This is a genomic window from Thioclava sp. ES.031 (assembly GCF_002563775.1).
In the GTDB taxonomy this organism is placed as follows: Bacteria; Pseudomonadota; Alphaproteobacteria; order Rhodobacterales; family Rhodobacteraceae; genus Thioclava.
Window position 1 is genome coordinate 1,245,029 of record NZ_PDJO01000001.1, and the last position, 26,082, is coordinate 1,271,110.

Here is a 26,082-nt window from a genome sequence, read left to right on the forward strand (position 1 = left end):
TGTTATGGCCCATAGGGTCCTTCCGCTCGTTGCTGCGCTGCCCATCGCCTTTCGACGTGACATGGATGTGACGGCTCCGTGAACCTGTAATGTCACCTAGAGGCAGCTGTGCGGTGATCAACCATAAGGATGTGAAATACTAAGCAACTTCCGGTGAGCGCACGATATCTTGCGGTTTGTTTCACCCGTAAGCATAGTGGTCGCGGTCTCGACGATTGGCGAAGGAGAACGCGATGGCAGGATATCTGACCACCCATGTGCTCGACACGGCACGGGGATGCCCGGCGGAAGGGCTCAAGATCACGCTCTTCGCGCTCGACGAGGCAGGCCGTGTGCCGCTGGCCGAGATGGTGACGAATGCCGATGGGCGCACCGACTCGCCGATCCTGCCGGTGGAGCGGTTTCGCACCGGCAAGTTCGAACTGGTTTTCGCCGCGGGCGACTATCTGAGGGCGAGCGGGCAGGGGGCGGCAGAGCCGCTTTTCCTCGATGAAATCCCGATCCGCTTCGGCATGAATGACGCCGAGGCGCATTGCCACGTGCCGCTTCTGCTCTCGCCTTACGGCTACTCCACTTATCGCGGCAGCTGAGCGCGGGTCCTCCATCTGCTTGCGATTTGAGCAACCGGACAAAATTCGGGCGGTTCCGCCGCGCCATCGCTTGCGCTCGGGCGTGGCTTGGGAAACTCTGGGCGCAAAACGAAGGATGACGGATGGATTACACGTTTTTTCTGGAATGGGTGCAGTTCGCGGTACGCTGGCTGCATGTGATCACCGCGATCGCGTGGATCGGGTCGTCCTTCTATTTCATCGCGCTTGATCTGGGGCTGGTGCCCGAGCCCGGTGCCCCCAAGGGCGTGCATGGCGCGGCCTGGCAGGTCCATGGCGGCGGCTTTTACCATATTCAGAAATACCTCGTCGCACCTGCGCAGATGCCCGACCGGCTGACCTGGTTCAAATGGGAAAGCTACATGACGTGGCTTTCGGGCTTTGCGATGATGGTGGTTCTGTATTGGACGCAGGCGCAGTTCTACCTGATCGATCCGCGGGTGATGGAGCTGCCCGTTTGGGAGGCGATCCTGATTTCGATCGGCTCGCTCGCGCTGGGTTGGCTCCTCTACGACCTGATCTGCAAGTCGAGCTTTGGCGAGAATAACACGCGGCTGATGCTGGGGCTCTATGTCATTCTCGTCGCGATGGCCTGGGGCTATACGCAGGTCTTCTCCGGCCGTGCGGCGCTGCTGCATCTGGGCGCCTTCACCGCGACGATCATGACCGCGAATGTGTTCCTGATCATTATTCCGAACCAGAAGATCGTGGTCGCCGATCTCATGGCGGGGCGCACGCCCGATCCGAAATACGGCAAGATCGCCAAACAGCGCTCGACGCATAACAACTACCTGACGCTGCCGGTCATCTTCCTGATGCTGTCGAACCATTATCCGCTGGCCTTCGCGAGCGCGTATAACTGGCTGATCGCCTCTCTGGTGTTCCTGATGGGCGTGACGATCCGGCATTTCTTCAACACCCATCACGCCCATAAGGGAAAGCCCTGGTGGACATGGGGTGCGACCGCGGCGCTGTTCGTCGCGATCGTTTGGCTATCCTCGATCCCGAAAGCGGATGCTGGCGAGGACATGGAGGACAGCGCAATGCTTACCCCCTTCGAGCAACGCTTCGCCGCGGCGCCCGGTTTCGACGAGGTGAGCGGGATCGTCATGGGGCGCTGTTCGATGTGCCATGCGAACGAGCCCGGCTATGAAGGGATCGGTCATGCGCCGAAGGGCATCAAGCTGGAGACGCCGCGCGAAATCGCCGCCGCCGCACGGCAGATCTATGTGCAAGCTGGGCTGACCGATGCGATGCCCCCCGCGAATTTGAGCTACATGGAGCCGCAGGAGCGCGCCGCCATCCGGGCTTGGTTCCGGGCGGGCGAGGCCGGGACGCAACGAGCAAGCGAGACGGATCGGGCGGAGGCCACGATCGCTGCACCCCATCCCAACGCGTCCTGATTGCCGTCCCGCGCCGAGGCGGTCGGCTCGTTCCCTTTTCGCTTAAAAATCCTCCCAATCGTCATCTGTGGGCGGAGGCGGCACCGCCAGCGCGGTGTTGCCCGACACACCGACCTGCTGAGCCGATTTGGGTCGGGCTGATTGGTGCGGCGCGGATGCTGTGGGCCCGGACATTTCGGGCAAGGCTTCTGCCACAGCCGCTTTTTCTGCAGGCGATGTGCTATCGACCCCCTCATCCGGAGCGGCGTCGCCAAGTTTGAATTGCCCCATTGCCGCGCCGAGTTCCATCGCCTCGCGTTCGAGAACCTGGCTCGCGGCGAGCGCTTCTTCGAACATGGCGGCGTTGTGTTGGGTGACCTGATCGAGCTGCGTTACGGCGGAGTTGATTTCGGTCAGGCCCGCGCTTTGCTCCTGCGTCGCATTTGCACTGTCCGCGACATAGGCGAGGAGATCTGAGACGGAGGACTGGATGCCACCAAGTGCATCGCCCGCTTGGCCCACGAGGCCGACGCCGCGCTTTACCTGCGCCGAGGAGTTCGCGATCAGTTCGGCGATTTCGCGCGCGGCATCCGAGGAGCGTTGCGCGAGTGCGCGCACTTCCGAGGCGACGACGGCGAAGCCGCGCCCGGCCTCGCCAGCGCGGGCGGCTTCCACACCGGCATTAAGGGCGAGCAGGTTGGTCTGGAAGGCGATCTCGTCGATGACGCTGGTGATCCGGCTGATCTGTTCCGAGCTTTGTTCGATTTCCGACATGGCCTGCACGGCTTCAGAGACGACGTGGCCGCTTTGTTCGGCACTGCGCCGGGCGGTTTCGACGAGGTCGTTGGCGCGACCGGCAGCGCGGGCGGCAGCCTCAACCGAGGCGGTGATCTCGTTGAGCGCTGCGGCGGTTTCTTCCAGCGTGGCTGCCTGCCGTTCGGTGCGCCGCGCCATGTCGTCGGAGCTGGACGAGATTTGCCGCGCCTCGGTGCGGATCGATCCGGCATTTTCGAGCACCTTGCGCATCGCGCCCCGCAGATCGCCGATCGCGCTGTTGAAATCGCTGCGCAAAGCCTTGTAGTCGCCTTCGAATTCGGTGGTGATCTCGGCCATGAGGTCCCCGGCAGAGAGCCCGGCCAAGGCCGATTTCAGCGTCTCCACGATGTTCTGTTGGGCGGCCATCATCGCGCTGCGCTCGGCCCGCCGGGCTTCGGCTTCCAGATGTTGTTGCGTTCGGTCGCTCGCAAGAACGCTGAACATGACCATCTTGCCGTCCGTGTCGAGGATCGGGTTGACCGAGCCTTCGAGCCAGGCCTGACGGCCATCGGCGCAGCGCAGCACGAGCATACCCGCAAAGGGCTGCGGATCGCGCTGGAGGATTTCGCAGACTGGCTGCCCTTCGAAGGTGATCTGACCGGCGACGGACATTCCCTCCATCTTTGCGCGGGGCGCGCCAAAGACCTCGGCAAATGCGTCGTTGACGGAGTCGATCGTGACGTCAGGGCGCAGGTCGACCCGCAGCAGGTTGGCGTCGATCGCGGAAATCAGAGAGGCGTTTCGCTGTTCTTCGGTGATGTTGCGCCATTGCGAGACATGGCCGATTTTCTCCCCCGCCTCGTCGATGACGGGGCTGACGAGGGCGAGAATCGCCCCGGCGCGCATCCGTCCTTCGAGCGTGAGCGTGTCGCGCGCGCCATCGTCGAGGGCGGCGGCCGTTGTCGTGCCGGCCGGCAAGATGAGATCCGCGCGCGTTCCCAAGAGCTTGTCGGGATCGAAATCCGGGTTGTGGGCGCGGATTTCCGCAGCGAAGGGGCGCAGCAAATCCGCGGCCGCCTCATTGGCGAAGGTGATGACGTGGTCGTTGTTGGTAAGAATGATCGCGACCGTGGCGCTTTCGAGCGCGGCGCTATGCATCCGTGCAGCACGGTTATGCGATTCGGCGGTCGCGAGCTCGGACTGGAAGGTCCCCAGAGCGCGGGCGATCGCGCCGATTTCGTCGCGGCGACCGGTGGCGGGGATGTCCGTATCGAGCTGTCCCCCGGCCACGGAACGCATCGCCTCCGTCACGCGGGTGAGGGGGTGGGTGATCAGCCAGCGCACGCCCAGCATCACACCGCCGAGAATGCCCGCGAAAATCAACGCGGTGAAAGAGAGGTTGCGCACCATGTCCTTTTGAGCGCGAGCGATGGCGGGGGCCGGACTCCAGCGCAGGGCAATCGCGGCGATCGGCGGATCCTCCGGGGAAATGCGCAGTGGAATCGCCTCGCTCAGCCCATCTGCCGAGATCGCCCTGTCGTTGGCCTCAAGCGCGCTTTGGGCCAGGGAGACAAGCGCGGGATCGGGCGCGCCAGCCTCGGCCATAACCGTGCCGCGTCTGTTGAGCGCGACTGCGGATTGGCCAGCGCCGTCCGAGCCCGCGAGCACGTTCTCCAACTCATGCGTCGCATCCGCAACCCGCCCCGTGATCAGCGAATCCGTCACCGAATCGCCGAGCATCGGCAGGATCTGGTCGAGATGTGCCCGCGCCGCCTCATTGGCGCGACGATGGTTCGAATTGATCGTGAGCAGCGTCATCAACGCCGCGAACACGATCCCCGCTGAGCATCACGGTGTGCCAGGCGCTTGCACCAGCCTCGGATTTGGACATGTCCGCCTCATTTTTCCACACGGGCGCATTCCCGCAAAATCGCCGACACGCTACGTCCAGACCCTTTCCATGCGATTAACACGCACCCGCCCACCGCCAATATTTGCGCCGCGGCAGCACTTCGCGCGGGGTCAGCGCCCTTGAAGGTCCCCGATGCGGTCACTAAGACTTCTGTAAAGATCACACGCTATGAACAGCGTCGAACGACCAGGAAGGGCCGAGATGAAAGATCCCCACGAGTTTTACATGAACACGCTGGTGCCGATGGTGGTCGAGCAGACCTCGCGCGGCGAGCGTGCCTACGACATCTACTCGCGCCTGCTGAAAGAGCGCATCATCTTCCTGTCGGGGCCGGTCCATGACGGCATGTCGACCCTGATCTGCGCGCAGCTTCTCTTCCTCGAGGCCGAGAACCCGAAGAAAGAGATCGCGATGTATATCAACTCGCCGGGCGGCGTGGTGACCTCGGGTCTCTCGATCTACGACACGATGCAATACATCAAGCCGAAGGTCTCGACCCTGGTGATCGGGCAGGCGGCGTCGATGGGCTCGCTGCTGCTGACCGCGGGCGAAAAGGGAATGCGCTTCTCGCTGCCCAACAGCCGCGTCATGGTGCACCAGCCCTCGGGCGGCTATCAGGGTCAGGCGACCGACATCATGATCCACGCCCGCGAGACCGAGAAACTCAAGCGTCGCTTGAACGAAATCTACGTCAAGCACACCGGCAACGACTACGACACGATCGAGGCCGGCCTCGAGCGCGACAACTTCATGTCCGCCGAAGAAGCGAAGTCCTGGGGTCTGATCGACGAGATCCTCGAGAGCCGCGTCAGCGACGACGGAGAAAAGTGATCCCCCGGCTTAACTTCGGGGCGATTTTGACATTGAGGTGACGGTTGGCCTGTCCTAGTCTTGATGGGACAGGCCAATTCACGAAGCCCGGGGGCAGCCCGGGCAGCAGAGGTAAGAGATGGCGAACTCGAACGGCTCCGACAGCAAGAACACGCTCTACTGCTCGTTCTGCGGCAAAAGCCAGCATGAGGTCCGCAAGCTGATCGCGGGCCCGACCGTGTTCATCTGTGACGAATGCGTCGAGCTGTGCATGGACATCATCCGCGAGGAGACGAAATCGGCCGGGCTGAAATCCACCGATGGCGTGCCGACCCCGCGCGATATCTGCCAGGTGCTCGACGATTACGTGATCGGTCAGGAACATGCCAAGCGCGTGCTCTCGGTCGCGGTGCACAACCACTACAAGCGCCTCAATCACGGCACGAAGACCGACATCGAACTGGCGAAGTCGAACATCCTGCTGATCGGCCCGACGGGCTGCGGCAAGACGCTTCTCGCCCAGACGCTGGCGCGCATCCTCGATGTGCCCTTCACGATGGCGGATGCGACCACGCTGACCGAAGCCGGTTACGTGGGCGAGGATGTGGAGAACATCATTCTCAAGCTGCTTCAGGCTTCGGAATACAACGTCGAGCGGGCGCAGCGCGGCATCGTCTATATCGACGAGGTCGACAAGATCACCCGCAAGTCGGACAACCCGTCCATAACGCGCGACGTGTCGGGCGAAGGTGTGCAGCAGGCGCTTCTGAAGATCATGGAAGGCACCGTGGCCTCCGTGCCGCCGCAGGGCGGGCGTAAGCATCCGCAGCAGGAATTCCTGCAGGTCGACACGACGAACATCCTGTTCATCTGTGGTGGCGCTTTCGCGGGCCTCGACCGGATCATCGCGCAGCGCGGCAAGGGCTCGGCGATGGGCTTCGGCGCGGATGTGAAAGACAGCGAAGACCGCAACATTGGCGAGCTGTTCAAGGATCTCGAACCCGAAGACCTGCTGAAATTCGGCCTGATCCCGGAATTCGTCGGCCGTCTGCCGGTCATCGCGACGCTCACCGATCTCGACGCCGAGGCGCTGGTGACGATCCTGACCGAGCCGAAGAACGCGCTGGTGAAACAGTATCAGCGTCTCTTCGAGATCGAGGGCGTGTCGCTGACCTTCACCGACGATGCGCTGACCGCCATCGCCAACAAGGCGATCGAGCGGAAGACCGGCGCACGCGGCCTGCGTTCGATCATGGAAGACATCCTGCTCGACACGATGTTCGAACTCCCGGGCATGGAAGAGGTCGAAGAGGTCGTGGTCAACGAAGAGGCCGTGACCCAGAGCGACTCCAAGCCGTTGCTGATCTATGCCGAAGCCAAGAAAGAAGGCAAATCGGCGAGCTGATCGCGGCGCTGCCAAAGATTGGACAAGGGGCGAGCTTCGGCTCGCCCCTTTGCGTTTGCGACATGTTTCTTCTCGCGCGGCGCGGTTTGCGTTAATCTCGCGCGCAATCCCCGCGCAGAAGGGCACTATCATGAGGCAGAGCTTTGCACCGCTCGCGACGGGGCAGGACAATAATCTAAATCTGATCCGTCTGGTCGCGGCATTCTGCGTGCTCGTGTCGCATGCCTGGCCGATCAGCCTCGGGCCGCAGGCGCTGGAGCCGCTGGAAGCGACCACCGGCTTCAGCCTCGGCGCTCTTGCGGTCTTCGTCTTTTTCGCGATCTCGGGTTTTCTGATCTCGGCGAGCTTCGAGCGCTCCAGCAGCCCGTGGCGCTACGTCCGCGCCCGCATCGCGCGCATCTACCCCGGGCTGATCGTCTCGATTTCTCTGGTGACCTTCATCATGGGGCCGGTTCTCACGCGGCTGTCCCCGATGGACTATCTCGCCTCGACCGACACATGGCGGGCGTGGCTTGGCAATGTGAGCTTGCTCCGGCTCGACTACCATCTGCCCGGCGTGTTCGAGAATAATCCCTATCCGACCGTTCAGGGTTCGCTCTGGACGCTACCCGTCGAGATGCGGCTCTATGTGGTCGTGGCGCTGATCGGGGTGCTGGGCCTGTTGCGCAAACCGCTTCCGCTGATGGGGGCTGTCGCGGTGGGGCTTTTCGCGCTGCGCCAGACCGAAGGGCTCGAGTTTACAGGCGCTTATGCGCTCCGCTCGCTCTGGTATCCGGGGCTGCCCTTCTTCCTTGGCATGGCGCTTTACCTGATGCGCGCGCGTATTCCCGCTTCGGCGATCATTGCATTTGGCCTCGTCGTTGTGGCGGTGATCTCCGCGCATGGCCCTCTGGCGTATCCTGCGATGGCGCTCGCCACCTCCTACGGTGCGCTCTGGCTCGCGGGGCTGCCTTCGGGACGTCTGCGCGAGTTCAACCGGGCAGGGGACTATTCCTACGGTGTCTATATCTACGCCTTCCCGATGCAGGGGCTGGTCGTGGCGCTCTTGGGCGAGATGGGCCCGCTTTCGAATATCGCGCTCGCCACGCCGATCACCCTCGCGCTCGCGGTGCTGTCTTGGCACTGGGTCGAGCGTCCGGCGATGAGAATTCTGCGCCGCAAGCCAATTCCGCAGGCAAATTCCGCCTCGCAGACGCCCTGATCCCCGCACGGGCACTGGACCTCGACGCCCCAGCGGATATAACAGGCGAGACGCATTGCGGAGGTTGCCCCATGAAGTTTCTGCTTCGAATTCTCACCTGGTGGAACGGCTCGACCGTCGGCACGCAGCTTTTCACCGCGCGCAAGGGCGTGAAAGTTGGCGAGGACGAGCAAGGCAATATCTATTACCGCACCAAGGACGCCAAGCGCCGCTGGGTGATCTATAACGGTGAAAGCGAAGCGAGCCGCATCCCGCCGGACTGGCATGGCTGGATCCACTTCACCTATGACGAGCCGCCGACCGACAAGCCGCTGGCCCACAAGCCTTGGGAAAAGCCGCATGAGGAGAACCACACCGGCACCGAAGCGGCCTATGTGCCGCCGGGGTCGATTCGCCTCGCGCATCCGGTCGAGCGCCGCGATTACGAGGCTTGGCAGCCCGAGTAAGGCCACCCCGCTATGAGCGAAAACCGCACCGAGATCATCACCGGCGCGATCGTGCTGGTCGTGGCCCTGGGCTTTCTGGTCTGGGCAGGGCGCGGCATGGGCATCGGCGCCGATGGCGGCTCTTATCCGCTGCATGCCTCCTTCCGCTCGATCGGGGGCGTTGTGCCCGGCACTGACGTGCGGCTTGCGGGCGTGAAGGTCGGGACGGTGACGGATGTCGCGCTCAACCCGAAGACCTTCTTCGCTGACACGACGATTTCGGTGAAAAACGGCGTCGCGCTGCCCGAGGATACGGTGATTGCCGTGACCCAAGACGGGCTCCTGGGCTCGAATTATATCGACTTGATCCCGGGCGGGGCGATCGACGACCTCAAGCCCGGCGATGAAATTCTCGACACGCAAAGCGCGGTCTCGATGCTGAACCTGATGCTGAAATTTGCAGGTGGCGGCAGTGGCGACGGCGCAGGGGAGGGGGCGCAATGATCCGCGCTTTGGTTTTGATCGCGGCGCTCGTTCCCGGGCTCGCTGCGGCGCAGGACTTCACGCCAGCGACGCCGGATGACCAGATCCCGCAAAATGAGCCCGCGAAAGGGCTCGCCGACGGCACGGGTGCGATGCTGCGCGGGCTCGACAAGGTCTCGGGTGTGGCCTCGGATATCAATCTGAACGTCGGGCAGAGCGTGAAATACGGGTTCATCACGGTGACGCTGCGCGAATGCCGCTACCCGGCCGACGATCCGTCCTCGGATGCCTATGCCTATGTGACGGTGACCGAAGAGGACAAGCCGCAGCCGGATTTCGCAGGCTGGATGATCGCGTCCAGCCCGGCGCTCTCGGCGCTCGATCACCCGCGTTACGACGTCTGGGTCATCCGCTGCAAAAGCGACTGAGGCGCGGGGATCGCGCCTTCCGTGAAATCGCATTCCCGCGTCAGCGCCTGAGCCAGACGCGCGCGATATTCGATCCGGGTCACTTCGATCGCGCCCATCGATGCCAGATGCGGCGTGATGTATTGCGTGTCGAGCAAGGTGAACCCGGTCTGGCGCAGCCGGTCCACCAGATAGGTCAGCGCCACTTTCGAGGCATTGGGCCGCCGCGAGAACATGCTCTCGCCGAAGAACGCGCCGCCCAATGTGATCCCGAAAATACCGCCCGCGAGCTCACCGTCCTGCCAGACCTCAAGGCTATGCGCGAAGCCTGCGGCGTGGAGCTGATCGTAGAGCGTGAAGAGCGGGCCGTTGATCCATGTCTCGTCCCGGTCGGCGCAACCTTCGACCACGCCCCGAAATGCCGCGTTTGTTGTAATACTGTAATCGCCGCGCCGGATTACCTTCGCCAGAGAGCGCGAAATGTGGAATTTGTCCAAGGGCACGATCCCGCGCAGCGCCGGGTCGAACCAATGCAATTGCGGATTGTCGCGGCTTTCGGCCATCGGAAAGATGCCCTGCGCATAGCCCGCCAAAAGTAGTTCCGCGCTCAACCTGTCCGTCATTATCTTGCCCGGTTTTCCCGTTACGCCTAGGCTCGCCAACAAGATGAACCAGAGCGGGGCCGAGCGCAAATATGGGTTTCTACGATTTCCTCCCCGAGATCGACCGATACGCTGAAGATCCCGGCACGGTGGAGCGGATGAACCTGCGCCACAAGATGATCATCAAGCCGCTGGAACAGGAGATCGCGGGCAAGCGCGTGCTCGATCTGGCGGCGCATGATGGCCGCTGGGCCTATGCTTTCGCGGCGGCGGGCGCGTCGGAAGTGGTGGGAATCGAAGGGCGACAGGAGCTGATTGACCGCTTCGATCAATTCCCCCGCGCGCATCTGCGCGAGAAGGTGAAGCTGATCTGCGACGACATCTTCGACGGGATGCAGAAGCTGATCGACGCGGGCGAGCGCTTCGACGTCGTGGGCGTCCTCGGTATTCTCTATCACGTCATGGACCATTTCCGGCTGTTCCAGCTGGTGCGCCAACTGGGGCCGGAACTGGTGATCGTGGACAGCGAATTCGCGCAGCGCCCCGGCCCGGTCATCCTGCTGATGCGCGAGCGCACGGATAACGAGCTGAACTCGATTCCGCAGATCGAGGGCCAGGAAAAGGCGCTGATCGGCATCCCGTCCTTCCCGGCGATGAGTGCGATGGCCGATGTGCTCGACTACGACTGTCACTGGCTGGACTGGGATCAGATCGGGCAAGGCAAGCGGCAGCATATCGGGGATTACTATCGCCCTAAGGACAAAGAGAAAAAGCGCGGCACCTGCCTGCTGACCCCGAAATGAAAAACGCCCCCGAAACCGGGGGCGTTTTCACAAATTTCGAACCGATCAGAGATTCTTTTCGAGCCACCGTTCGAGCCAGTGGATCGAGTAGTTGCCGCTCTGGATATCGGGCTCCTGCAGGAGCGCGTTGAACAGCGGCACGGTGGTGTCCACCCCGTCCACGATCAGCTCGCCAAGCGCGCGATGCAGACGCTGCAGGGCCTCGTGGCGGTCGCGACCATGCACGATCAGCTTGCCGATGAGGCTGTCGTAATAGGGCGGGATCGAATAGCCGTCATAGAGCGCGCTATCCATCCGCACGCCAAGGCCGCCCGGCGCGTGGTAATGGGTGATCTTGCCGGGGCAGGGCGCGAAGTTCGGCAGCTTCTCGGCATTGATCCGCACTTCGATCGCGTGACCGCGGATCGAGAGCGTGTCCTGATCGAATTCCATCGGCTCGCCGGCGGCGACCTTGATCTGCTGGCGCACGAGATCGACGCCGAAGATCGCCTCGGTCACCGGGTGTTCGACCTGAAGACGGGTGTTCATCTCGATGAAATAGAACTCGCCATCCTCGTAGAGGAACTCGATCGTGCCCGCGCCGGAATAGCCCATCTCACCGATCGCGTTGGCGCAGATGCTGCCGATACGGGCGCGCTCTTCAGGGGTGATCGAGGGGCCGGGGGCCTCTTCGAGCACCTTCTGGTGGCGGCGCTGGAGCGAGCAGTCGCGCTCGCCCAGATGGACGCCGCGGCCCTTGCCGTCGCCGAAGACCTGCACCTCGATATGGCGCGGCTTCTGCAGGTATTTCTCGATATAGACTTCGTCATTTCCGAAGGCGGCTTTCGCCTCGGAGCGCGCGGTGCGGAACGCGACCTCGAGCTCTTCTTCGGATTTCGCGACCTTCATCCCGCGACCGCCGCCGCCAGCGGTGGCCTTGATGATGACGGGGTAGCCCATGTCACCGGCGATCTGCTTCGCAGCCTCGGTGTCGGGCACGCCACCCGCAGAGCCCGGAACGACCGGAATGCCAAGGTTCTTCGCGGTTTCCTTCGCGGTGATCTTGTCGCCCATGATGCGGATATGGGCGGCCGACGGGCCGATGAAGGTGATGCCGTGATCTTCGAGCACCTGCACGAAGGCGGCATTCTCGGACAGGAACCCGTAGCCCGGGTGAATCGCCTGCGCGCCCGTGATCTCGCAGGCCGCAACGATGGCGGGCACCGAGAGGTAGGATTGCGTCGAGGAATTCGGGCCGATGCAGACCGATTCATCGGCCATGCGCACATGCATCGCGTCCGAATCCGCCGTCGAATGGACCGCGACCGAGGCGATCCCCATCTCGCGGCAGGCACGGATCACGCGCAGCGCGATCTCGCCCCGGTTGGCGATCAGGATCTTGTCGAACATACCGGCCCCCTTATTCGACGATCATCAGGGTCGAACCGTATTCGACCGGCTGACCGTCATCGACGAGGATGCGCTTGACCGTGCCCGATTTCGGGGCGGGGATGTGGTTCATGGTTTTCATCGCTTCGACGATCATCAGCGTCTGGCCTTCCTTGACCTGATCGCCGACCTTCACGAAGGCCGATGCGCCCGGCTCGGGCGAGAGATAGGCGGTGCCCACCATCGGCGAGGCCACGGCGCCGGGGTGATCGGCGGGGTCTTCGACGGGCACGGGCGCGGATTGCTCGGCGGCTGCGGATTGCGCGGCCGGAGCCGCTGCGGGCGCCGGAGCAGGGGCTGCTGCGGGCGCGGGGGCTGCAGCGTGCACGATGTTGGTCTGTTTCGACACCCGCACTTTCAGGCTGTCATCTTGCGCGTAATCGCGCGTCACGGCGATTTCCGTCAGCTCGTTCGCGTTGAGCAGTTCGGCAAGGGCCTGAATGAAGGCCACGTCGTTGTCACGGGTATTTTTGGTCATGCGGTCCTCGAAGGGTGCTTTGAAATGGAGCCCATTCTGCGGGGCTCTTTGGTGCTGGAGGCGGTTATACGCGAGGTAACGCGCGGTGAAAAGCCGCATCGGCCGTCCTGATGTCAGGGTTTCGCGATCTCGTGATTGCCCGATAATTGAGCAAGGGTGGGGTAGGGGGCGCTGAACTACCGGGCAATCGGGCGGGAATTGGCGACCCGCCGCACTGCGGCATATTTTACCACTTGATAAAATTCAATCCTGTGCGAGCGTAGGGAACAAGAAAAACTGACAGGGAGCCCGCAAGTGTCCAATAGCCAGCTCACCGAAGGGATCGCGCCAGCACGGCTCGACCCGGAAAGCTACTGCACCAATTTCGCCGATCACGCGCCGCCGCTGGGGACGCAAGAAGCCCGCATCGCGGCCGATCGCTGCTATTTCTGCTATGATGCGCCATGCATGGAGGCATGTCCGACCGCGATCGACATTCCGCTGTTCATCCGGCAAATTTCGACCGGGACGCCGGAAGCCGCGGCGAAGACGATCTTCGATCAGAACATCATGGGCGGCATGTGTGCCCGTGTCTGTCCGACCGAGAATCTCTGCGAAGGCTCCTGTGTCCGCATGGATTCGGAAGGCGAGCCGGTCGAGATCGGCGCGCTGCAGCGTTTCGCGACCGACACGCTGATGGCCAAGCAAAGCCACCCCTACACCCGCGCCGAGCGCACGGGCAAATCGGTGGCGGTCGTTGGGGCCGGGCCTGCGGGTCTCGCCTGTGCGCACCGTCTCGCGATGAAGGGCCACGAGGTCACCGTTTACGATGCGCGCTCGAAGCCGGGCGGGCTCAACGAATACGGCATCGCCAGCTACAAGGCGCCGGGCGCATTCGCGCAGGCGGAAGTCGACTGGCTGATGCAGATCGGCGGCATCACTATCGTCGAGAACTGGCAGCTGGGCCGCGCCGGCGACGGCGATCTGGCCGAGCTTCTGGGCGACTACGACGCGGTCTTCCTCGGGATGGGCCTGTCGGGCGTGAACGCGCTGCGCCTCGAGGGCGAGGATAAAGACGGCATCCGCCCTGCGACCGAGTTTATCGCGGAGCTGCGTCAGGCCTCCGATCTGGCCGAGCTGCCGATCGGGCGCGACGTGGTCGTGATCGGCGGCGGCATGACGGCGGTCGATGCCGCGGTGCAGTCGAAACTGCTGGGCGCGCTCAACGTGACCCTCGTTTATCGCCGCTCGCGCGCCGAGATGCCCGCCAGTACGGTCGAGCAGGAGCACGCGCTCACCCATGGCGTGAACATCATCGAGAACTCCGCCCCCATCGCCATCCATGGCAACGGCGCGGTGCGTCAGGTCGAATTCGCCTACACGAAGAAAGGCCCCGACGGTCTGGAAATGACCGACGCGACCTTCAAACTGTCCGCCGATCAGGTCTTCAAGGCGATCGGTCAGACGCTGGGCGACATGCCTCCGAAGGTCGAAGTCGCGGGCGGCAAGATCAAGGTGGACGGCGCAGGCCGCACCTCGATCGAGCGGGTCTGGGCGGGGGGCGATTGCACCCATGCCGGCGAAGACCTGACCGTGACGGCGGTCGCGCAGGGGCGCGATGCGGCTGAAGAAATCCACCAATTCCTGATGGAGGGCTAAGAGATGGCCGATCTGACTTCTGAATTCATCGGTATCAAATCCCCCAACCCGTTCTGGCTCGCCTCCGCGCCGCCGACGGACAAGGAATATAATGTCCGCCGCGCGTTTGAAGCCGGTTGGGGTGGGGTCGTGTGGAAGACGCTGGGCTCGGAAGGTCCGCCCGTCGTCAACGTCAACGGCCCGCGGTATGGCGCGATCTATGGCGCGGATCGCCGTCTGCTCGGTCTCAACAATATCGAGCTGATCACCGACCGCCCGCTGCAGACCAACCTGCGCGAGATCAAGGCGGTCAAGCAGGACTACCCGGACCGCGCGATCATCGTCTCGCTGATGGTGCCCTGTGACGAGGATAGCTGGAAGGCGATCCTGCCGCTGGTCGAGGAAACCGGCGCCGATGGGATCGAGCTGAACTTCGGCTGTCCGCACGGTATGGCCGAGCGCGGCATGGGCTCCGCGGTGGGGCAGGTGCCCGAATATATCGAGATGGTCACCCGCTGGTGTAAGCAATATTGCAGCCTGCCGGTGATCGTGAAGCTCACGCCCAACATCACCGACATCCGTCGTCCGGCGGAGGCCGCCAAGCGCGGCGGGGCCGATGCGGTCTCGCTGATCAACACGATCAACTCGATCACCTCGGTCGATCTGGACGATTTTGCGCCGGAGCCCACCATCGACGGCAAAGGCACCCATGGCGGCTATTGCGGTCCGGCGGTGAAGCCGATCGCGCTGAACATGGTGGCCGAGATCGCGCGCAATCCCGACACGGCCGGTCTGCCGATCTCGGGCATCGGTGGTGTGACCACCTGGCGCGATGCGGCAGAGTTCATGGCGCTCGGGGCTGGCAATGTGCAGGTCTGTACGGCGGCGATGACCTATGGCTTCAAGGTCGTGCAGGAAATGATCTCGGGCCTCAGCGATTACATGGATCGCAAGGGCTTCACCTCGACCTCCGAACTGGTGGGCCGCGCGGTGCCGAACGTGACCGATTGGCAGTATCTCAACCTCAACTACGTCACCAAGGCCGAGATCAATCAGGACGATTGCATCAAATGCGGTCGCTGCTACGCCGCTTGCGAAGACACGTCGCACCAGGCGATCGCGGTGACCGAAGATCGCGTCTACTCGGTCAAGGACGAGGAATGCGTGGCCTGTAACCTCTGCGTCGAAGTCTGCCCGGTCGAGTGCATCACGATGCGCAAGATGGACAAGGGCGAGGTGGATCCGCGCACCGGCGAGACGGTCGGCGACTACGCCAACTGGACGAGCCATCCCAACAACCCCTCGGCTGCGACGGCAGCCGAGTAAGGGCAGGGGCCTAGCGGGTCACGTCGAGGTTCGGCGCGACCTGCGGGGCAACCTGAGACCATCCCTCCTGCGACGCGCCGCTCCGATTATCGGAGGGCGCGTCGTTTTTAACTTCTGCCTGCGGCGCAGGCTCGGCACGCACCTCCTTGGCGGTGTCGGGCGCTTTGACCTCCGCGCGTTCCTCCGTCGTTGTGTCGGTGGTCTGGATCGCGTCGGCGGGCTGCACGGGCTCCGGGGCCGGGGCATCCGAGGTCTCCACGAGGTCCGGCGCTGCCCAGAGCGCAGCGGCCTGAGCCTCGAGCGGCGTGACCTCGAATGTCGGGATCGGGCCGGTCAAGGCATCGGGGTCGGGTCGCGCGCCCCCGTCGCGTCTGCCAAGTGAACGGGACGGTTGGTTTGCATCCTCCGTGCCCCGATCCTGTCCTTCCTCCTTCAGCGCGCTGGCGCCGCGTGCCGCGCGCGCTTCCAAGGCGCGCACTTGCTGTGCGCGATCCTGCGACGTTTGCGTGTCTACATTCGCGCCGAGGCCGCCGTTGGTATTGGCCGCATTCGCCGCCGCCTCCACCGTGCTGGCAGGCGCTGTCTTCGGGGCCGCCACCGTCAACAGAGGCGACCACCCGACCTGAGGCATCAACCCCGAAATCCGGTCCATCCCGAGCTCCATATTCCTGCGCCCCCACGCATCCTCAGACTGCGCCGGGGGCGTTACCGGACCGTTAAGATCAGGCGGAAACTTGGGGGATAGTTACGGAAGGCTTAACCGCTCACGGCGCGAGCAGCCGCGCGAAGAGCATATCGAGGAACGGCGCCGCCCCTTCGATCGGATCCTTGCCTGGGCCGAGCACCGCACGCACCTGCGTGTCGAAATCGGCGTAATGCTGGGTCAGCGCCCAGATCGAGAAGATCAGGTGATGCGGATCGACCGGGGCAAGACGCCCCTCGGCGATCCAGCCCTCGATCACCTTGGCTTTCTCGTCCACCAAGGTCTTGAGGTCGGTGGACAATCCCGCGCCCATCCGAGGCGCGCCCTGCAAGACCTCGTTGGCAAACAGGCGGCTCTCGCGCGGCATCTCGCGGCTCATCTCGAGCTTGCGGCGCATGTAGCGCATGATTTCCTCGCGCGGCTCGCCCGCAGGATCAATCGCGCGCAGCGGCGCAAGCCAGATATCGAGAAGCCCTTCGAGCAGCGCCGCGTGGATCGCCTCTTTCGAGGGAAAGTAATAGAGCACGTTCGGCTTGCTCAGCCCGGCTTCCGCCGCGATCTGGTCGAGCGTCGCGCCGCGGAACCCATGCGCGGAGAACACGTCCAGCGCCGCCTCGAGAATCTTGCCGCGATTGACCTTCTGTATCCGGGTCAGCGGGCGCTTGCCGTCATCGTCGCTGGTGAAGTCGCGCGGGTCGAGGTCGTCTGCCAAATATTCGTCTCCCAGTTCGTGTTTTATGTTAACCGAAGCGTTACTGCGGGATCAATCGCTACGGGGCAGCAGAGTGCGCTTTTAGAGCGCATTGAAGGCCGCTTGACTGGTTCCTAAGCTGTGCTAGCGTGAGTCTGACCGTTCGGTCAAACTAGACAATCCGGCCGCGTCTCGACCCGGCCGCCCGACCGGAGTTTTTCCCATGGCGCTCGACCGCAAGTCCCCCAACGATCTCAACGCTTTCTGGATGCCATTCACGGCGAACCGCCAGTTCAAGAAGAACCCGCGCATGTTCGTGGGCGCGAAAGATATGCATTACACCACCTCGGACGGGCGTCAGGTGCTCGACGGCACGGCCGGTCTGTGGTGCTGCAACGCGGGCCATTGCCGTCCGAAGATCACCGAGGCGATCCAGAAACAGGCGGCCGAGCTCGATTACGCGCCCGCCTTCCAGATGGGCCACCCGATCGCGTTCGAGCTGGCCAACCGCATCCTCGACATCGCGCCCGACGAGATGGCGCATGTCTTCTACACCAATTCCGGCTCGGAATCGGTCGAGACAGCGCTGAAGCTCGCCATCGCCTATCACCGTGCACGCGGCGACGGTGCCCGCACCCGTCTGATCGGGCGCGAGCGCGGCTATCACGGCGTGAACTTCGGCGGCATCTCGGTCGGCGGTATCGTCACAAACCGCAAGGTCTTCGGCCCGCTCGTGCCGGGCGTCGACCACCTGCCGCACACCCATCTGCCCGAGGAGAACCGCTGGTCGAAGGGCTGCCCCGAGCATGGTGCGCATCTGGCCGACGATCTCGAGCGCATCATCGCGCTGCATGGCGCTGAGACCATCGCGGCTGTCATCGTGGAGCCGGTCGCGGGGTCGACCGGGGTGCTGCTGCCGCCGAAGGGCTACCTGCAGAAGCTGCGCGACATCACCAAGAAGCACGGCATCCTGCTGATATTCGACGAGGTGATCACCGGTTTCGGACGCACGGGCGCGGCCTTCGCCGCCGAGAAATACGGTGTCGTGCCGGATATGATGACCACCGCGAAGGGTCTCACCAACGGCGTGATCCCGATGGGTGCGGTGCTGGCGACGGCTGAGGTTCACGACGCCTTCATGAACGGCCCCGAGCATATGATCGAGCTGTTCCACGGCTACACCTATTCGGGCAACCCGATCGCCGCTGCCGCCGGGATCGCGACGATCGAGACCTATCGCGAAGAGGGGCTGTTCGAGCGGGCCGCCGAGCTTGCCCCTTATTGGGAAGAGGCGCTGCATTCGCTCAAGGGCGTGCGCAACGTGATCGACATCCGCAACGAGGGTCTGATCGGCGCGGTCGAGCTGGAGCCGATCGCGGGCGAACCCACGAAGCGCGCCTTCTCGGCCTTCCTGAAGGCCTATGAGAAAGGCATCCTGATCCGGACCACCGGCGACATCATCGCGATGAGCCCGCCGCTGATCATCTCGAAAGAGCAGATCGACGAGCTGGTCGGCACGCTCAAAGAGGTGCTCGAAGAGGTCGAGTGATCGGGCTCAAGCCGAGGTAGCAAGACGGCCGCGCAGGGATTGCGCGGCCGTTTTCTGTTTGGGGTGCTGAGGGCGGCGCCCGACCTCGGGTGGGCGCTATGCGCGGATGGTGGGTTGGCGCTTTATCTTGCAAGCCCGCAAGTCGGTCGTACCCGCGATGACGTCGCCAGTGCGCCCTCCCGGGGGGAGGTCGGGCGCGGCCCGGGGCTGGTCGCCCCGCGCCATTCCAGCGTACGAGAAGGAGCCTCCCTCAATACGGGTTCTTCGCCCTGCGATCCTCGGACCGAGATTGCTGCGAGCGCTCCACGATCATCTCGATCGCATCGGCCAGATGTTCCTCACCGATCGCCTTGTCGCCGCTCGCCACCCGGATGCGATGCGCTTCGATCATCACCTCGGCATGGGACGATCCGCGCGGCGGCTCGAACTTGTAGGTCGCCAGTTCGATCAGCAGCCCCAGCGGATCCTTGAAATAGATCGAATCCATGAAGCCGCGATCCTTCACGCCGGAATGCGCGATCCCGCGCGCATCGAGCCGCGCCACGACCTGCCGATGCGTCGCCATCGAGACGTTGAAGGCGAGGTGATGCACGCAGCCCGGATCGGTGGGGGTGCGGTCATGGACGGGCTTGCGGCTCTCGTTGGTGAAAACGGTAATCAGCCGCCCGTCGCCCGGGTCGAAATAGAGATGCCCCTCGTCGGCATTGTCCAGATTGGGTTGATCGAAGATGAACGGCATCCCGAGCAGCCCTTCCCAGAAATCGATCGAGCTCTGCCGGTCCGCTCCGGTCAGCGTGATGTGATGGACGCCCTGCACCTGCATCTTGCGCATGTCTTTCTCCCTATCTCTCTTGCGACCAAGTTAACCCATGCTGGGCGCAGGTCTAGAAACAGGATCTGTGCGGTGCCGCGCGAAACCCCGCCGAGCGCTGCCGCGCCAAACTGCACGATCTTGTGGTGGCGGGGGCGGGGATTATGTTGCACGGCAATGTCCGGAGACTCGCGATGCTGCGCCTAGCCTTTTTCCTCGCCCTGATCTGCCCGCTGCCCGCGATGGCCGAGCTGGTGCCCTGCGAGACCTCCATTCGCGGCAAGACCTATTCCTACGTCTATGACGCGGAGAACGCGGCGCTGAAGGAAAGCCGCTCGCTGCGCGAGAAGCTGTTTGGCGAGAAGGGGGAGGTGACCTGCCCGGCGCTGGTCACCCTGCGCGCGCTGACGCCCGAGATGGACGACGAAAGCCGCGCCCCGTTCTGTCTGCAATGGTACAAGGAGGCCGAGACCTATCTGGGCTACGACCGGGGCGAGCGCGACGCCTACGGGCTCTGCCGCAAACCGTCGAAAAGCATCTGCGAACGTATCAAGGGCACCGCGAAGGCCGCAGGCGATCTGCGCGACGAGGCCGAAAGCGCCGTGGGCGATGCGGCGAGCAAGGTTCTGGGCAAGAAGATCGGCGGCATGATCGTCTCGGATCAGGCCGACAGCCTGCAAAAGAAGCTGCGCGATGCGGGGCTTGGCGTGCTGGCTGGGGCCTCGGCGCCAGCCCTCGCGGCCACGGCGGTGGTCGTGGGTGGCGCGATTTACGTCTGTTCGGATATCGGCGCCGAGGCGGTGGGGCTGGAGGCCGATCCGGTCGAGCCGACCTCGGATGGGGCGGAGCTTCTGGGCGCGAAACTGCCCGAGACGCATCTGCCCGCGGGCGTGGCCGGGGCGCCAATGCGCCCGGTCGAGACCGAGACGCTGCCCGCCGCGCCCGAGGCATCGGAGGAGGCCTCGCAAGCCCCGGCGCCGGAGGCGTTTGAAGGCGTCGCGGTGCAGAAATGAAAAGGGGCGCGAACCCGCGCCCCTTCCGGATACCCAATACGTAATTGGCTCAGAAGTTGATCTTCATGCCAACACGAAACTGGGAGAAGGCAAAGCCGCCCGAAGTCACGCTCGGTGCGCTGAAGTCCGGGCTGTCCAGAACGATGTTCATCAGCTCTGCCCGGAGAGAAATGCGGTCGCTCAGGGCGTAATCGGTGCCGAGGCCAAGTGCGATGCCGGTCTGGGTGTCCGAATATCCGCAATCGGTGGACCCGCAAGCGCCAGCATCTGCGATCCCTTTGACATGGCCAGCAGCGATGCCTGCAGTGATATAGGGGGTCATCTTGCCCATCTGAGTGCGCGCGGTGACGCGCAGCGTGGCCAGCCAGTCGGCCTTCATCTCGCAGCCGCCTTCGCCGACAAGGCACGGGGTCGTGCCGCCTTCGATATGGTTGGATTTGTAGTCCCCGGCCGAGATGTCGCCTTCGATGGCGACATTTTGAGACAGGCTCTTACCGAAGCCCACCGTGACGCCGTTGCCATTGGCATCGAACGAAGTCGAATCGCCCGGAAGATAGTTGTAGGTCGGCTTGGCGAAAGTCCGGTTGGCGAGAACATAGCCATAGAGGCCTTCGGCCGCCGCGCTTTGCGCGAGCCCCATCAGTGCGATCGCCGCGATTGCGATTATTTTTTTCATTGTCCCAAATCCCTACAGATTTCACTCGTTGCAGTGGGGAGTTGACACAATACTGTGAACATGGCTCGCATTATGGACGGGTGATGCAGCCTCAACATCGAGGCTGTTTCATCAATACAACAATAAGTTCAGCCATTTCACCTTTTAGGCGACTCCGATTCCTCGCAATACAACCCCTTTCACGCAGGTCTTCGCCTCTTCCCACTGAGCGTCACTCAGCGGTGCGCCGTCGTTCAACGTCTCGATCTGATGCGAGAAATCGGCGTAGTGCTGGGTGGTGGCCCAGAGCATGTAGAGCAGGTGATGCGGGTCGACCTCGGCCATTTTCCCCTCGGCGATCCAGCGCCGGATGATCACCGCGCGGCCCTCGGTCCAGTCGCGCAGCGTCGTCTCGAGGTAATCCTGAATCACCGGTGCGCCGTGCATCACCTCTGAGGCCCAGACCTTTGAGCCGTTCGGGTGATTGCGCGAAATCTCCATCTTGGCGTCGATATAGGCCCCGATCCCCTCGGCCGGTCCGCTGGCCTCATCGAACACATCCGCCGCTTCCAGCCAGATGTTGAAGATACGCTCCACGACCCGGCGATAGAGCGACTCTTTCGTCTCGAAATAGTAATGCAGATTGGCTTTCGGCAGCCCGGCCACATCCGCGATCAATTGCATCGTGGCACCGCCGAATCCGGCTTCGGCGAAGACCGTTTCGGCGGCTTTCAGGATCGCCTCTTCGGTGGCGCGCCGCGCCTCGGCGCGGCTACCGCGGCTCGCTTGCCCATTTTTTGTGCGCTTGCCGCTCTCATCATCTTTCATTCAAAATACGTCCTGATTTTTGTTGACCGAATGGTCAGACCGTGGCCCACTCAACCTGACCATACGGTCAGAAAAAGATTCGTCGCAAGAGGGGATAACCCCCACGCAGCCGACAGGGAGTTATGAAATGTCAGCACCCGGAGAAAACCTCCGCATCAATCCCGATCGCCTTTGGGACAGTCTCATGGAGATGGCCAAGATCGGTCCCGGCGTCGCCGGGGGCAATAATCGCCAGACCCTCACCGATGCGGATGCCGAAGGCCGCGCGCTGTTCCAGAAATGGTGCGAAGACGCCGGCATGACGATGGGCGTCGACACGATGGGCAACATGTTCGCGACCCGCGCGGGCGAAGACCCCGATGCGCTGCCGGTCTATATGGGCAGCCACCTCGACACGCAGCCCACGGGCGGCAAATACGACGGTGTCCTCGGTGTGCTCGGCGCGCTGGAGGCGGTGCGCTCGATGAACGATCTCGGGATCAAGACCAAGCACCCGATCGTCGTGACCAACTGGACCAACGAAGAGGGCACGCGCTTCGCTCCGGCGATGCTCGCCTCGGGTGTCTTCGCGGGCATCCACACGCAGGACTGGGCCTACGATCGCGAAGACGCAGAAGGCAAGAAGTTCGGCGACGAGCTGAAGCGTGTCGGCTGGGTCGGCGACGAAGAGGTCGGTGCGCGCAAGATGCATGCGATGTTCGAACTGCATATCGAGCAGGGCCCGATCCTCGAAGCCGAAGGCAAGGATATCGGCGTCGTCACGCATGGGCAGGGCCTCAGCTGGACGCAGGTGACGATCACCGGCAAGGACGCGCATACCGGCTCCACCCCGATGCCGATGCGCAAGAATGCGGGCCTCGGCATGGCGCGCGTGCTGGAACTGGTCGACGAGATCGCCTGGTCGCACAAGCCCCATGCGGTGGGCGCCGCGGGCCATATCGACATCTACCCGAATTCGCGTAACGTGATCCCCGGCAAAGCCGTGTTCACCGTCGATTTCCGCTCGCCCGATCTGAGCGTGATCGAGGATATGGAAAAACGGCTGCGCGAGGGGGCGAAGAAAATCTGCGACGAGATGGGCCTTGAGGTGGAATTCGAGAAGACCGGCGGCTTCGACCCCGTCACCTTCGATCCGGCCTGCGTGAGCGCCGTGCGCAGCGCCGCCGAGCGTCTGGGCTATTCGCATCGCGACATCATCTCGGGCGCGGGCCACGATGCCTGCTGGATCAACGCGGTCGCGCCGACGGCGATGGTGATGTGCCCCTGCGTCGACGGGCTGAGCCATAACGAGGCCGAGGATATTTCCAAGGACTGGGCAGGCGCGGGTGCCGATGTGCTGTTCCACGCCGTGCTGGAAACCGCGGAAATCGTAAGCTGATACGGGCGGAAGAGGGGGCGCTGCCCCCTCGGCGCTATGCGCCTCACCCCCGGGATATTTGAACCAAATCGAAGGCGGAAGACCTTCGTGGGAGGTAAGCAATGACCAAAGTCATCAAGAACGGAACCATCGTCACCGCCGATCTGACCTACAAGGCGGATGTGCTGATCGACAGCGGCAAGATCATCGAGATCGGCCCGAACCTGAAAGGCGACGAAGAGATCGACGCGACCGGCTGCTACGTGATGCCGGGCGGGATCGATCCGCATACCCATCTCGAGATGCCCTTCATGGGCACCTATTCGAGCGACGATTTCGAATCCGGCACCCGCGCGGCGCTGGCCGGCGGCACCACGATGGTCGTCGACTTCGCGCTGCCCGCGCCGGGCGAGGGCCTGCTGGAGGCGCTCAAGCGCTGGGACAACAAATCGACCCGCGCGCATTGCGACTACTCTTTCCACATGGCGATCACCTGGTGGAGCGAGCAGGTCTTCAACGAGATGAAGCAAGTTACCGAGCGCGGCATCAACACCTTCAAGCACTTCATGGCCTATAAGGGCGCGCTGATGGTGAACGATGACGAGCTCTATTCGAGCTTCAAGCGCTGCGCCGAGCTGGGCGCGATCCCGCTGGTCCATGCCGAGAATGGCGATGTCGTGGCAGAGCTGTCCGCGAAGCTGCTGGCCGATGGCAATAACGGCCCCGAAGGTCACGCCTATTCGCGCCCGCCGCAGGTCGAGGGCGAGGCCACCAACCGCGCGATCATGATCGCCGATATGGCGGGCGTGCCGCTTTATGTCGTGCACACCTCCTGCGAGGAAAGCCACGAGGCGATCCGCCGCGCCAAGATGCAGGGCAAGCGCGTCTGGGGCGAGCCGCTGATCCAGCACCTCACGCTCGATGAGAGCGAGTATTTCGACAAGGATTGGGACCACGCCGCGCGCCGCGTGATGTCGCCGCCCTTCCGCAACAAGCAGCATCAGGACAGCCTCTGGGCTGGTCTCGCCTCGGGCTCGCTCTCGGTGGTCGCGACCGATCACTGCGCCTTCTCGACCGAGCAGAAGCGCTATGGCGTGGGCGATTTCACCAAGATCCCGAACGGCACCGGCGGCTTGGAAGACCGGATGCCGATGCTCTGGACCTATGGGGTCGAGACCGGCCGGATCACGATGAACGAATTCGTGGCCGTGACCTCGACCAACATCGCGAAGATTCTCAACGTCTATCCGAAGAAGGGCGCGGTTCTGGTTGGTGCGGATGCCGATCTCGTGGTCTGGGATCCGGAGGCGACCAAGACGATCTCGGCCAAGACCCAGCAATCTGCCATCGATTACAACGTGTTCGAGGGCAAAGAGGTCAAGGGTCTGCCGCGCTACACGCTCAGCCGCGGTGTCGTCGCCTGGGCCGATGGCAAGATCCAGACGCCCGAGGGCCACGGTGAATTCGTCGCGCGCGATCCAGGCATGCCGGTGACCAAGGCTCTGTCCACCTGGAAAGAGCTCACCGCGCCGCGTCCGGTCGAACGCAGCGGTATCCCGGCGACCGGGGTATAAGGCTTCATGGCGGCCCCGGTCAGTTCCGGCGTTTTGGAGGCTGCGGTCTATGTCGAGGATCTCGACGCGACCGAAGCCTTCTACGGCGGGCTGCTGGGGCTCGAGCGGCTAACCCGTCGCGACGGGCGGCATGTCTTTTTCCGCTGTGGCGACAGCGTGATCCTGACCTTCATCGCTCAGGCCACGCGGGAGCCACCCGACCCGGAGGCGGCGCTGCCCGTTCCACCGCATGGCGCGGTCGGACCGGGGCATGTATGTCTCGCGGCGGAGGCGGAACAACTGAACGAATGGGAACGACATTTGAGGGACAATAACGTGGAGATTGAGGCCGACTTCTATTGGCCGAACGGAGCGCGGTCGATCTACCTGCGCGACCCGGCGGGCAACAGCGTCGAGATTGCGGATAAAACCCTGTGGAGGCGCGGATGACGGCAGCACCGGTAATTCAGGCCCGCGGGCTCAATCTGACTTTCCAGACGGGGGACGGTTCGGTTCACGCGCTGAAAGATATCGATCTCGATATCGAGAAGGGCGAATTCGTGAGCTTCATCGGCCCTTCGGGCTGCGGCAAGACGACCTTCCTGCGGTGCATCGCGGCACTGGAGACGCCCACGGGCGGCTCGCTCACCGTGAACGGCATCTCGCCGGAGGAAGCCCGCAAGGCGCGCAGCTACGGCTACGTGTTCCAGGCGGCGGGTCTTTATCCTTGGCGTACGATCGCGGGGAATGTGAAGCTTCCGCTGGAAATCATGGGCTATTCCAAGGCGCAGCAGGAAGAGCGTGTTGAAAAAGTGCTCTCGCTCGTCGACCTCGAAGGTTTCGGCAAAAAGTTCCCCTGGCAGCTCTCGGGCGGCATGCAACAACGCGCCTCGATCGCGCGGGCGCTGGCCTTCGACGCCGAGATCCTGCTGATGGACGAGCCCTTCGGCGCGCTCGACGAGATCGTGCGCGACAAGCTCAACGAAGAGCTTCTCAAGCTCTGGTCGGCCACCAACAAGACGATCGGCTTCGTGACCCACTCGATCCCGGAAGCGGTCTATCTGTCGACCAAGATCGTCGTGATGTCGCCCCGTCCGGGCCGCATCCACGAGGTGATCGAGAGTACGTTGCCGAAAGGGCCGCGTCCGCTCGACATCCGCGACAGCGAGGAATTCCTGCAGATCGCGCACCGGGTGCGCGAGGGGCTTCGGGCGGGGCATGCCTATGATGAATGACCGCATGACCGACACCCGGACCGGGCGGGACTGCGCGCCGCTCT

26 protein-coding genes are annotated in these 26,082 nt (G+C 63.4%); 17 read left to right on the forward strand and 9 right to left on the reverse strand.

Features of this window, described 5'->3' with window-relative positions; translation table 11 throughout:
* The first annotated feature begins 233 nt into the window (after nt 1-233).
* Together uraH and AXZ77_RS06045 are read left to right on the forward strand one after the other, a co-directional pair.
* Nucleotides 234-590: a hydroxyisourate hydrolase gene (uraH, locus tag AXZ77_RS06040; protein WP_098410444.1), complete on the forward strand. Its 357-nt coding sequence runs from the start codon at nt 234-236 to the stop codon at nt 588-590.
* A gap of 122 nt (nt 591-712) precedes the next feature.
* A complete protein-coding gene (locus AXZ77_RS06045; RefSeq protein WP_098410445.1) occupies nt 713-2,011 on the forward strand; it encodes a urate hydroxylase PuuD in 1,299 nt (432 codons plus the stop codon).
* 42 nt (nt 2,012-2,053) lie between these two features.
* Here AXZ77_RS06045 and AXZ77_RS06050 read toward each other — a convergent pair whose 3' ends face one another.
* Nucleotides 2,054-4,564, reverse strand: coding sequence for a methyl-accepting chemotaxis protein (locus AXZ77_RS06050; protein ID WP_098410446.1), 2,511 nt, complete (start codon nt 4,562-4,564; stop codon nt 2,054-2,056).
* Between the two features lie 295 nt (nt 4,565-4,859).
* On the opposite strand from AXZ77_RS06050, the gene AXZ77_RS06055 reads away from it, so the two are divergent.
* From AXZ77_RS06055 to AXZ77_RS06080, 6 genes are all read left to right on the forward strand, one after another.
* Entirely contained in the window at nt 4,860-5,489 is a 630-nt protein-coding gene (locus tag AXZ77_RS06055; RefSeq protein ID WP_078519545.1) for an ATP-dependent Clp protease proteolytic subunit, read from the forward strand.
* A 118-nt stretch (nt 5,490-5,607) separates the two neighbouring features.
* On the forward strand, nt 5,608-6,873 hold the full coding sequence (gene clpX / locus AXZ77_RS06060) for an ATP-dependent Clp protease ATP-binding subunit ClpX (RefSeq protein ID WP_098410447.1): 1,266 nt from the start codon (nt 5,608-5,610) through the stop codon (nt 6,871-6,873).
* 130 nt (nt 6,874-7,003) lie between these two features.
* Nucleotides 7,004-8,074, forward strand: coding sequence for an acyltransferase (locus AXZ77_RS06065; protein WP_098410448.1), 1,071 nt, complete (start codon nt 7,004-7,006; stop codon nt 8,072-8,074).
* A 71-nt stretch (nt 8,075-8,145) separates the two neighbouring features.
* On the forward strand, nt 8,146-8,520 hold the full coding sequence (locus AXZ77_RS06070; protein WP_098410449.1) for an NADH:ubiquinone oxidoreductase subunit NDUFA12: 375 nt from the start codon (nt 8,146-8,148) through the stop codon (nt 8,518-8,520).
* Between the two features lie 12 nt (nt 8,521-8,532).
* Nucleotides 8,533-9,003 carry an outer membrane lipid asymmetry maintenance protein MlaD gene (mlaD, locus tag AXZ77_RS06075; protein WP_098410450.1) on the forward strand — a complete coding sequence of 157 codons (471 nt, stop codon included), beginning with the start codon at nt 8,533-8,535 and terminating at the stop codon, nt 9,001-9,003.
* On the forward strand, nt 9,000-9,410 hold the full coding sequence (locus AXZ77_RS06080) for a DUF2155 domain-containing protein (RefSeq protein WP_098410451.1): 411 nt from the start codon (nt 9,000-9,002) through the stop codon (nt 9,408-9,410). The genes mlaD and AXZ77_RS06080 overlap by 4 nt, the downstream gene beginning before the upstream one ends.
* On the opposite strand, the gene aat is transcribed toward AXZ77_RS06080, so the two are convergent.
* Complete coding sequence (aat, locus tag AXZ77_RS06085) at nt 9,374-10,012, reverse strand: leucyl/phenylalanyl-tRNA--protein transferase (RefSeq protein ID WP_098410452.1); 639 nt, start codon at nt 10,010-10,012, stop codon at nt 9,374-9,376. The two genes, AXZ77_RS06080 and aat, sit on opposite strands and share 37 nt — an antisense overlap.
* A 71-nt stretch (nt 10,013-10,083) precedes the next feature.
* Between aat and AXZ77_RS06090 the strand changes: the two genes are divergently transcribed.
* Nucleotides 10,084-10,794, forward strand: coding sequence for a DUF1698 domain-containing protein (locus AXZ77_RS06090; protein ID WP_098410453.1), 711 nt, complete (start codon nt 10,084-10,086; stop codon nt 10,792-10,794).
* A 45-nt stretch (nt 10,795-10,839) separates the two neighbouring features.
* Here the strand turns inward: AXZ77_RS06090 and accC are convergent, their stop codons facing one another.
* Both accC and accB read right to left on the reverse strand, forming a co-directional pair.
* Entirely contained in the window at nt 10,840-12,183 is a 1,344-nt protein-coding gene (gene accC, locus AXZ77_RS06095; protein WP_098410454.1) for an acetyl-CoA carboxylase biotin carboxylase subunit, read from the reverse strand.
* A gap of 10 nt (nt 12,184-12,193) precedes the next feature.
* Nucleotides 12,194-12,700 (reverse strand): acetyl-CoA carboxylase biotin carboxyl carrier protein, encoded by a 507-nt coding sequence (accB, locus tag AXZ77_RS06100; protein WP_098412453.1) that lies wholly within the window; start codon nt 12,698-12,700, stop codon nt 12,194-12,196.
* Between the two features lie 294 nt (nt 12,701-12,994).
* Between accB and AXZ77_RS06105 the strand changes: the two genes are divergently transcribed.
* Together AXZ77_RS06105 and preA are read left to right on the forward strand one after the other, a co-directional pair.
* Nucleotides 12,995-14,338 carry an NAD(P)-dependent oxidoreductase gene (locus tag AXZ77_RS06105; RefSeq protein ID WP_098410455.1) on the forward strand — a complete coding sequence of 448 codons (1,344 nt, stop codon included), beginning with the start codon at nt 12,995-12,997 and terminating at the stop codon, nt 14,336-14,338.
* 3 nt (nt 14,339-14,341) lie between these two features.
* A complete protein-coding gene (gene preA / locus AXZ77_RS06110) occupies nt 14,342-15,643 on the forward strand; it encodes an NAD-dependent dihydropyrimidine dehydrogenase subunit PreA (protein ID WP_098410456.1) in 1,302 nt (433 codons plus the stop codon).
* A gap of 10 nt (nt 15,644-15,653) precedes the next feature.
* Here the strand turns inward: preA and AXZ77_RS06115 are convergent, their stop codons facing one another.
* Both AXZ77_RS06115 and AXZ77_RS06120 read right to left on the reverse strand, forming a co-directional pair.
* The gene (locus AXZ77_RS06115) at nt 15,654-16,295 is read right to left on the reverse strand and encodes a hypothetical protein (RefSeq protein ID WP_141536234.1); all 642 of its coding nucleotides are present in this window, start codon (nt 16,293-16,295) and stop codon (nt 15,654-15,656) included.
* Between the two features lie 112 nt (nt 16,296-16,407).
* Nucleotides 16,408-17,058, reverse strand: coding sequence for a TetR family transcriptional regulator C-terminal domain-containing protein (locus tag AXZ77_RS06120; RefSeq protein ID WP_176535974.1), 651 nt, complete (start codon nt 17,056-17,058; stop codon nt 16,408-16,410).
* A 202-nt stretch (nt 17,059-17,260) separates the two neighbouring features.
* On the opposite strand from AXZ77_RS06120, the gene AXZ77_RS06125 reads away from it, so the two are divergent.
* Nucleotides 17,261-18,586: an aspartate aminotransferase family protein gene (locus AXZ77_RS06125; RefSeq protein WP_078569366.1), complete on the forward strand. Its 1,326-nt coding sequence runs from the start codon at nt 17,261-17,263 to the stop codon at nt 18,584-18,586.
* Between the two features lie 250 nt (nt 18,587-18,836).
* On the opposite strand, the gene AXZ77_RS06130 is transcribed toward AXZ77_RS06125, so the two are convergent.
* On the reverse strand, nt 18,837-19,418 hold the full coding sequence (locus tag AXZ77_RS06130; protein WP_098410458.1) for a VOC family protein: 582 nt from the start codon (nt 19,416-19,418) through the stop codon (nt 18,837-18,839).
* A 173-nt stretch (nt 19,419-19,591) separates the two neighbouring features.
* Between AXZ77_RS06130 and AXZ77_RS06135 the strand changes: the two genes are divergently transcribed.
* A complete protein-coding gene (locus tag AXZ77_RS06135; protein ID WP_098410459.1) occupies nt 19,592-20,410 on the forward strand; it encodes a hypothetical protein in 819 nt (272 codons plus the stop codon).
* A gap of 49 nt (nt 20,411-20,459) precedes the next feature.
* On the opposite strand, the gene AXZ77_RS06140 is transcribed toward AXZ77_RS06135, so the two are convergent.
* Both AXZ77_RS06140 and AXZ77_RS06145 read right to left on the reverse strand, forming a co-directional pair.
* A complete protein-coding gene (locus tag AXZ77_RS06140; RefSeq protein WP_098410460.1) occupies nt 20,460-21,086 on the reverse strand; it encodes an outer membrane protein in 627 nt (208 codons plus the stop codon).
* A 144-nt stretch (nt 21,087-21,230) separates the two neighbouring features.
* Nucleotides 21,231-21,893: a TetR family transcriptional regulator C-terminal domain-containing protein gene (locus tag AXZ77_RS06145; RefSeq protein WP_098410461.1), complete on the reverse strand. Its 663-nt coding sequence runs from the start codon at nt 21,891-21,893 to the stop codon at nt 21,231-21,233.
* A gap of 127 nt (nt 21,894-22,020) precedes the next feature.
* On the opposite strand from AXZ77_RS06145, the gene AXZ77_RS06150 reads away from it, so the two are divergent.
* The 4 genes from AXZ77_RS06150 (at nt 22,021) to AXZ77_RS06165 (ending at nt 26,038) form a co-directional block, all read left to right on the forward strand.
* On the forward strand, nt 22,021-23,271 hold the full coding sequence (locus tag AXZ77_RS06150; protein ID WP_098410462.1) for a Zn-dependent hydrolase: 1,251 nt from the start codon (nt 22,021-22,023) through the stop codon (nt 23,269-23,271).
* A 101-nt stretch (nt 23,272-23,372) separates the two neighbouring features.
* On the forward strand, nt 23,373-24,824 hold the full coding sequence (gene hydA / locus AXZ77_RS06155; protein ID WP_078539617.1) for a dihydropyrimidinase: 1,452 nt from the start codon (nt 23,373-23,375) through the stop codon (nt 24,822-24,824).
* 6 nt (nt 24,825-24,830) lie between these two features.
* Nucleotides 24,831-25,253: a VOC family protein gene (locus AXZ77_RS06160; RefSeq protein WP_098410463.1), complete on the forward strand. Its 423-nt coding sequence runs from the start codon at nt 24,831-24,833 to the stop codon at nt 25,251-25,253.
* Nucleotides 25,250-26,038 carry an ABC transporter ATP-binding protein gene (locus AXZ77_RS06165; protein WP_078603863.1) on the forward strand — a complete coding sequence of 263 codons (789 nt, stop codon included), beginning with the start codon at nt 25,250-25,252 and terminating at the stop codon, nt 26,036-26,038. The genes AXZ77_RS06160 and AXZ77_RS06165 overlap by 4 nt, the downstream gene beginning before the upstream one ends.
* Nucleotides 26,039-26,082: the final 44 nt, after the last annotated feature.